Origin of the sequence: Lactobacillus gallinarum (assembly GCF_002160635.1) — a bacterium.
Lineage (GTDB): Bacteria > Bacillota > Bacilli > Lactobacillales > Lactobacillaceae > Lactobacillus > Lactobacillus gallinarum.
On record NZ_NFKZ01000020.1, the window covers coordinates 23,196 to 31,354 of the forward strand.

General features: G+C 35.8%; 6 protein-coding genes and 1 pseudogene. 5 read left to right on the top strand and 2 right to left on the bottom strand.

The window, feature by feature from the left end; all coding sequences use genetic code 11:
• Positions 1–14: 14 nt before the first annotated feature.
• Positions 15–1,886, top strand: coding sequence for a TerB N-terminal domain-containing protein (locus B5E95_RS07235; protein WP_087236063.1), 1,872 nt, complete (start codon positions 15–17; stop codon positions 1,884–1,886).
• Between the two features lie 91 nt (positions 1,887–1,977).
• Here B5E95_RS07235 and B5E95_RS07240 read toward each other — a convergent pair whose 3' ends face one another.
• The gene (locus B5E95_RS07240; protein WP_087236065.1) at positions 1,978–3,177 is read right to left on the bottom strand and encodes an acetate/propionate family kinase; all 1,200 of its coding nucleotides are present in this window, start codon (positions 3,175–3,177) and stop codon (positions 1,978–1,980) included.
• Between the two features lie 262 nt (positions 3,178–3,439).
• Positions 3,440–5,386: a M13 family metallopeptidase gene (locus tag B5E95_RS07245; RefSeq protein ID WP_087236066.1), complete on the bottom strand. Its 1,947-nt coding sequence runs from the start codon at positions 5,384–5,386 to the stop codon at positions 3,440–3,442.
• Positions 5,387–5,580: 194 nt separating this feature from the next.
• Between B5E95_RS07245 and B5E95_RS07250 the strand changes: the two genes are divergently transcribed.
• The 4 genes and pseudogenes from B5E95_RS07250 to B5E95_RS07265 all read left to right on the top strand — a co-directional run.
• Entirely contained in the window at positions 5,581–5,946 is a 366-nt protein-coding gene (locus B5E95_RS07250) for a pyridoxamine 5'-phosphate oxidase family protein (protein ID WP_087236068.1), read from the top strand.
• Between the two features lie 318 nt (positions 5,947–6,264).
• Complete coding sequence (locus B5E95_RS07255; RefSeq protein ID WP_025006431.1) at positions 6,265–6,630, top strand: pyridoxamine 5'-phosphate oxidase family protein; 366 nt, start codon at positions 6,265–6,267, stop codon at positions 6,628–6,630.
• 271 nt (positions 6,631–6,901) lie between these two features.
• Positions 6,902–7,267 (top strand): annotated as a pseudogene (locus B5E95_RS07260) (amino acid permease); the annotation flags it as partial.
• 140 nt (positions 7,268–7,407) lie between these two features.
• A partial coding sequence (locus tag B5E95_RS07265) for an RNA-guided endonuclease TnpB family protein (RefSeq protein WP_162606882.1) occupies positions 7,408–8,159 on the top strand: 752 nt, incomplete at its 3' end.

The following is an 8,159-nucleotide window of genomic DNA, read 5'->3' on the forward strand; positions in this document are numbered from 1 at the left end:
GAGGAAAATTAGTAATGAGAAGAAGAAGTGTATTTCGCAAGCCATCACTGAAGGCATCGTTTAAAGCACGAACTACAGGTAGGGCTAAGAGAGCAGTTAAACGAGCGATCATACCAGGATATGGTAAAAAAGGCACAGGATTCATTAAAAATCCAAAACGTAGCATGTATAATGCGGTTTATCATCGAACAAGTATTGATACTTTAAAACCAATTAAGAACAAGAAAAGAACTACACAAGGTCAGGGAAGTCAACAATCATCTAGTTCCTGTCTCTGGTGGATTTTTTGGATAGTAATATTGATATTATGCTTAGCCAACATTCATATAACCTTAGGAATTCTTGCTGTTTGCGGAATAGTTTGGCTACTAGTTAAGTTATTTAAGAAACATGATAAAATCACTTCTTCTAATACAGTGAATGTAGACCAAAATGATGTGCCTAATACATCTAAACTACCAACTGCTAAACCTGTTGTACATGAAGGAAATTTAGTAGCAGGAAATAAAAGTTATAATATAAATCCCAAAATTCTACCATTATTGTATTTCACTGATGGTCAACTAAAGAATATTGATTCAGAAGTAGGAGAACCATCAGCTATTTCGATAAATTTTCCAGTTGCAGAAGGTCAATTTCAAAAGTTGAATTATTATCCTAGTTATTCAGAATTAACGCCTGAACAAAGGGACGGATTTTTAAGTTGGCTATCAACAGATTTATCAAATATTCCTGATATTGGCTTTGCTTTTCTGCTGTTGTATTGCTTAGAACGTCATATATTACATGATGAATATTTAGAAGAGTCTCTTAAAATTATTTCAAAACTTCAAAGTCAAATTAATAATGGTTCATTTGACTATTATTCTTCAACATCTATTGGATACATATTCTTTATTCATAAGCGATTAGATTTACTCAAATATGTTGATTTGAATAAATGTGATATAAAACTTCAAATTTTATTGAGTCATAGATTATCTGCTGACAAATTAATATCATTGGCTACAGAGGTTGATTTTAGAAATCGATATTATATAAAAGAGTATCCAGAATTATTCAAAAAAGCTTTGATTGAAAGCTTGAAGAGAGAGTTTGGTTCAGAATATTTTGAATATGAACTTTTAAATATTCAAAAGTTGAAGAAAGAACCTTATATGTTTTCAAATTACTCATTACGAAAAGATAATAATCGGCCAGATCTATTAATGCCAGATCCATTATCTGATAGAAAACTTTGTCATGATATATATGTCGAATTGCAAAAAGCTCATGATCAAGTGAAAGGATTTCTTGAAATAAAGAGGGCAGTAGAGTCAAAGAAGGATAAAAGCAAGAAGAAAATTGCTAAGCCTAAACGAATAAATTCTAAGACAGGTTACCCAATGTCAACTGATAAGCAAATAAGAAATGCTACAGAACAGCTTAAATTGACAAGAAAATTTTTAAAGAATAATCAGATCAGCTCCTATAGCTCAAGAAGTTCACAAGAAAAAATGGAAGATCTGATTTGGAATAATTCTGCTGAAAAAATGGATAGTGCTGATCTTGAATACAAAAAAGGTGAGTGGGATAAGGCAGAAAAATTATGGCTAACGTGTGTTGCTATTAATTATCGAGCAGCAAACAGATTAAGAATAATGTATCAAAAAGAACATAGATTTAACGATGCTGTTCAGATTATTGATTTTGCAATAGATTCGCCTGTATTACGTAAAGTTAACAATGATTCTTATGTTACGGATTTTAAAAAGAAGCTAGAAACGGCTGAACAAAAATCCATGAAACATGAGAATGAAGATCAATCAAAATTATCTGAGGAAGATTTTGAAAAATTAAATAGTGATTCGGATTATTGGTTTAAGAAGGTGAACAATTATTCTTAAATTACTAAAAAATGATATCAATGCAACATGCAAAGATATCATTTTTCTTTTATCTCAAATTCTTTAATTTGAAAAATAAGTATCCAAAATTCTACTTCAATCCAGCAATTCTGACTACATCGCGCTCAATCATTAATTCTTCATTGGTTGGAATTACCATCCCAATAATCTTAGAATCCTTCTTAGTGATGAACGTATCATTATTCTTATTAGCGGCAAGATCAGGCTTTAAGCCTAGGAGCTTCAATGAATCCATAACACCTTCACGAACGCGGTAATCGTGTTCACCAACGCCAGCCGTGAAAATGATGCCATCAAGTCCGCCCATTTCAAGAATATAGCCACCGACATAGCGAACGATTCGATTGATAAAAATATTACGAGCTAGGTCAGCACGAACCTTCTTCTCACCAGATAGAGGAGTCACATCACTACGTAAATCACGCATATCAGGTGATATTCCTGAAATACCAAGTAAGCCTGATTTATGATTCAGAATTTTCATCATTTGTTCAATGCTTAAGTTTTCCTTTTTCATAATAAAGGGCAGTAGGGAGGGATCGACATCACCTGAACGAGAGCTCATTGTAATTCCTGCTACTGGAGTGAAGCCCATTGATGTATCGTAGGATTTACCGTTTTTAACAGCAGTGATTGAAGCACCGGATCCCAAGTGACAAACTATTAATCTTAAATCTTTAAGGTCACGGTTTAAAATTTTGGCGGCTTCTTGACTAATATATCTAACGGAGATGCCGTGAGCACCATACTTTCTTGCACCATATTTTTTATAATACTTGTAAGGAAGAGAATATAAATAGTGAACTTTATCTAAACTCTGGTGGAATGAAGTATCAAAGACAGCAACTTCAGCTGCATCTGGCAAGAACTTCATAAAGGCCTTAATTACGTCAGCTTCTACGGCATTGTGTAAAGGAGCGTATTGCTTCAAATCATAAATTTTCTTGAGCGTCTCCTGATCAACTAGCGCTGAATCCTTAAATTCTTCACCACCAGCAACAATCCGGTGTCCGATTCCAATAATTTCTTTAGGATCATTGATTAAGTTATATTTCTTGAGCTTTTTAAGTAAAATTGTGACCGCAGTTTCAGAGTCTGGAATTGCGATTTCTTCTTTATGTTTTTCACCATTAACTTTAATGGCAAAGGTTGAACCCTCTAGTCCGACTCGATCGGCCAGGCCCTCACTAATTACTTTTTCATCGGGAAAAGTAAAAAGCTTAAACTTAAAAGAAGAGCTACCTGAATTAATTGCTAAAATTTTCTTCATAAAAATTATTCCTCTATTCCTTTTTTGGCTAGGTAAAAAATCTCTAGTTACATTAGCGAATACTTTTAGATATATACGTTGTTATGCTAATGTAACCCCTTACATTCATTTCCATACTAACTAAAAAATAAATAAAAATCAAGCAAACTGTATGTACCTAGGAAATAGCGATGCTTAATGAAGCAAAAAAATCCTATTAAATCCAGGGTTATTAACACCAAGATTTAATAGGATTTGAGTTTTATTATTTAAAATAAGATTTTTACCAAATGACTACGCGTTTAGCAGGATCAAGCCACATACCATCGTCTTCTTGGACATTGAAGGCCTTGTAGAATTCTGGTTGGCATTGTACTTGAACGTTGACTCTTTCAGGACCCGGAGCGTGAACATCGAAAGCGGCAATTGTCTTAATGATTTCAGGAGATTCTTTGCTTGCCCAAATGCGAGCATAGTTTTCGAACAATTCTTTCATATCACCGTGTTCATTCTTGTTAGCTTCAATACCGGCAGTTAAACCACCTTGATCGGCAATATTTTCACTAACAATTTGCTTACCATTAAGAGTTACAGGCCCATACTTGATACCATCGAACAAATCGATTTCAGCTTGAGTCCGCTTTTCAAATTCCGCAAAATCTTCCTTAGTCCACCAATTCTTCATGTTGCCGAACTCATCGTACTTAGCACCATTGTTGTCGAATGCGTGGGAGATTTCATGCGCGATTACCACACCAATACCGCCGTAGTTAGTGGCACGAGAAGCATGGATATCGTAGAAAGGAGCTTCCAAAATAGCAGCAGGGAAGGTAATATCATTTCTTTGTGGATCATAGCAAGCATTGATCAAGTTGCCTGGCATGTACCATTCGCTGCGATCAACTGGCTTGTACAGTTTATCGAAATTATGCTTCAAACCGACTTCACGAATATCTGCTTGATTACTGTAAAGACTGCCGCCTTCACCTGCTGGGGTAATCTGGAACAAATCGTAAACATGGTCGATTTTATCAGGATAGCCAATCTTTAAAACCAAGGCGCGCAACTTGGTAATTGCCTTTTCCTTAGTAGTAGGTGAGAGCCAGTCATTATTGCTGATACGCTGCTCGTAGACATCAATCATGCGGTGAATCATATCTTTTACGTCAGCCTTGGCATCTTCACCAAAGTAAGTGCGACCATAATACACGCCGATTACATCATCAAACAAATTATTAGCTTTATAGTAAGCTTCCTTTTCTTGACTAGGTAGTTCCTTTTGTCCATAGGTAGCTTGCTTGAATGGGAAGGCAGCTTGACGGAAATCTTCTGATAAAAATGCTGCAGCTTTGTTAATGAAAGTAGAGATTAACCAGCCTTTAAGTTCATTGAAGTTTTCTTGATCAAATAATTCGTTGAAGTGGTCTAAGAATTTTGGTTCACGTACAACAACGTAATCTGGCTTCTTTTCAAAAAGCTGATCAAGTAATTGACCTAAGTTTAAAGAACTGGTCTTTTCTTCAAATTCGTTAGTCTTGATTGGGTTATAAAGAGCTACATCATCGGCACGTTCTTCGGCTGACTTGGCTACTTTAACGATTTTAGCATCGAGTGCAATCGCATCAGTAGCGTATTTCTTAGCAGTAGCTTCTTCAACACCAGCCATCTTTAATAAGTTTTCAGTTTGCTTTTGCCAAACATCGAGTAGTTGCTTAGCAGAAGGTGATTGGTAACTAGTAGTGTCAGGCAAGATCAATGAGTTGCGATCGAAGGAGAGGGAATTGATCTTAGTATTCTTACGATCAGGTTCAACTTCGAATAAAAATGGAAAGCTAAAGCGCAAGAATAATTTTGCTAGATTTTGCTTGACGTCATCGACATCTTTTAGGTTGGTTAAAGTTTCAAGATCAGCTTGGGCAGGTCTGAAGCCATCGGTGTCTCTTTTTGCGAAATCCTTAGCCAATTTATAAACTTCGATTGCCTTGTCAAAGTTAGGAATATCAGGCAAAGCTTTTTTACCAGAAGCAAAATCAGCTAAGTCGTTCATCAATTCTTTTTCGATTTTTAAATCAATTTCACTGAAACTACTGATTAATGGACGATCGGCAGGGATCTTGGCTTTAGAAATCCAGTCAGAGTTAACGGCTAAGTATAAGTTATCTTGAATGCGGGCATTAAGATCGGGCTTGGTGATATCACCAGCACCGCCGCGGATTTTTGCTAAATTCATATGTTTCTCCTTTGTTTTTTAGTTGGTTAAATCATAGCATTTTTTAAAATAAAATGAAAATTTAATTTTGCTTATTTATAGTAATAAAAGCATTTTGTTAAATAAAAATCAGGATGTAAGCAAATCCCTAACACCTGCTATTAAATCGATGTATACTTATAGTGTATTGATAAAACAGAAAGGATATATTGTCTATGAAGAAATTAAATACTAACAAACTTACTGAAGAACAAGCAAACCTTTTCAAGAATAACTTAGTTTACTTATCAACTGTTGATGCTGACGGCAACCCACAAGTTGGTCCTAAGGGCTCAATGACTGTCTTAGACCCAAGTCACTTACAATACCTTGAAAAGACCAAGGGTGAAGCTTACGAAAACATTAAGCGCGGTTCAAAGATTGCTCTTGTTGCAGCTGATGTTCCATCACATACTGCAGTTAGGGTACTTGCTACTGCAGAAGTTCACGAAGATGATGACTATGCAAAGAAAGTTTTAGCTAAGACTGAATTTCCAAATGCATTCGTAGTTAACTTAAACATCGAAGAAGTATTTGCATAAAACTTAATTTATATGAAATTGAGTCAGGGAAACCTGGCTCTTTTTTAATCAACTAAGTGTAAAGTAGTTTGCGGTGACGCTTAGTTACAAATTAAAAAGGAGCCAAATCCAATTTAGGACTTGACTCCAAAACAAAAAGACCAGTAGTCTGATGTTAAGCAAAAAAACATATTAGAAACTGGTCTTTTATGAATTTAATTGTAACTGAAATCGTAGGTATTTTAAAGTCTGACACTTACTCCTTACACAAACTATTTTACGGTCTCATCAAATTGATGTATACTTAGTATATCGATAAATTGAAAGGATGTATTGTCTATGAAAAAATTAAACACTAACAAACTTACTGAAGAACAAGCAAACCTTTTCAAGAATAATTTAGTTTACTTATCAACTGTTGATGCTGATGGTAACCCACAAGTTGGTCCTAAGGGCTCAATGACAGTCTTAGACCCAAGCCACTTACAATACCTTGAAAAGACTAAGGGTGAAGCTTACGAAAACATTAAGCGCGGTTCAAAGGTTGCTCTTGTTGCAGCTGATGTTCCATCACACACTGCAGTTAGGGTACTTGCTACTGCAGAAGTTCACGAAGATGATGACTATGCAAAGAAAGTTTTAGCTAAGACTGAATTTCCAAATGCATTCGTAGTTAACTTGAACATCGAAGAAGTATTTGCATAAAACTTAATTTATATGAAATTGAGTCAGGGAAACCTGGCTCTTTTTTAATCAAAAATAGTTTGCTTCATTAAAATATTCACGATATTCTAATATAAATCTTTTTTAAACGAGGACTATCATCATGAATTATTTAGACGCTAAGGCAATGTTAACTTCATCTAGCTCAAGTTCTTCTAACTGAACTTGAGTAGTTTTGGCATACAGATAATTCATAGCCTGAATCTACTCATGATAATTAAGTAGGTTCAGGCTTTTTCTATAGAGGAAAACTATGGCAGATAAACAACCCAACAATAACCTAAAACGCTCAATTGGTTTTGGTTCAGCCATTTCCATCGTAATCGGTACCATCATTGGCTCAGGTCTATTTTTTAAGCAAGCTTCCGTATTAGATAGTGCAGGTTCAAGTACTATGGCAATTATCGCCTGGATTTTTGGTGGACTGATCACACTTACCGGTGGGCTAACGATTGCCGAAATTGGAGCCCAGATGTCATACACTGGTGGGCTATATGTATATATTGAAAATTTATATGGCCGAATCTGTGGCTTTATGGCAGGCTGGATGCAGATTATTGTGTATGGCCCTGCGATTATTGCTTCAGTAGCTGGCTTCATGAGCATTTTAATGAAAAACGCCCGAAAATCCCCGTATTTTAATGCGGGGATGGATAGGGCCAAGCTGACCTAGCAGTCAGCTTTTTTATTTAAAAAATAGAGACATATGTTCGCTTATCCTGTAAAATATAAATATCTAATCTATGAGGAGGCGAAATCATGAAAAGAATGAGCAGTTTAGCCTATCATTTTGGTATCAAACTACGCTTTTATCCTAGTTCTAAGCAAAAGAAAATCATCAAGCTAAACTATGATGCGCAGCGCTTTGTCTACAACTCTTATGTAGGACGCAATCGAAGCAATTATCATGCTAAGCACTATTTAGCTGTTAGACAATATCAAGCAATGCCTTTTGCCCTTTCTACTCTTAATAGCTATGAAGCCCAACTGGCAGAAACAGTAGTCATCAATAATGAATTATTGGCTAAGCCTAAGAATATCCGCGATACTTATAGCTTTTTACGTGTTAAAGAAATTGATAGCCTCGCTATTGCCAACGCTATTCAGAACTACCAGAAAGCTTGGAATAACTATCGCAAGATTGGGCATGGAATTCCGACTTTTCACAAAAAACGCAGCGACTGGTCATATCATACCAACTGTCAATATCCTAAGCAAAAAGAAGCTTTTCTTGATAACGGGACGGCTAGGTTTATTGATGCTAAGCACGTTAAACTGCCTAAGCTGGGAATTGTCCGCATTGCCGACTTTAGAAAGCTAATCAAAGAGCGTCTGGTTAATCACATTCCAACTAGAATTGGGACAGTGACGATAAAAAAGACCGCTGATGACCAATTCTACTTATCAATGCAATTAGGCAGCGATATTGCCTTTGTTAAAGCCTTGCCTAAGACGCAAAGTCAAATTGGCATTGACCTTAACCTTGATAATTTCTTAACAGCATCTAACGG